The organism is Novosphingobium mangrovi (assembly GCF_022818885.1).
GTDB lineage: Bacteria > Pseudomonadota > Alphaproteobacteria > Sphingomonadales > Sphingomonadaceae > Novosphingobium > Novosphingobium mangrovi.
The window spans coordinates 1-377 of record NZ_JALHAT010000090.1 but is presented as its reverse complement, the minus strand read 5'-3'; the positions used below and the strand labels follow the sequence as shown (position 1 = coordinate 377).

General features: G+C 59.4%; 1 protein-coding gene. It reads right to left on the bottom strand.

Going from position 1 to position 377, the window contains the following annotated elements; genetic code table 11:
• On the bottom strand, positions 1-377 hold a 377-nt coding region (locus tag MTR65_RS20120; RefSeq protein WP_419145070.1), incomplete at both ends, for a tyrosine-type recombinase/integrase.

Genomic DNA, 377 nt, shown 5'->3' with positions numbered 1-377 from the left:
CTGATGTGGGCGGCGTGGTTCGTGCGACTTGGGAAGACAAAATCTTCCAGAGAGCCGCTCCGGAGCTCAAGCCATTTGAGAAGACTGGCTCGGGCATCATCCATCAGTTCGAACTGGACGGGTCGCCCGGTCTTTTGCTGAACCACGGTAGCGCGGGTTCGAATCTTCCGATCGCAGACGATATCCTCGATCTTCATCTTCACGAGGTCGCAACCGCGCAGCTTGCTGTCGATCGCAAGATCGAAAAGGGCCCGATCTCGAATGCGCCGGTGCTGGTCGAGAAAGAAACGCACCGCCCAGATCTGGCGCGGCTTTAGCGCGCGCTTAGGTCCCACTTTGCGCCCTGCGTTCCACGAAACGCGTTCGTGAACGGCGGG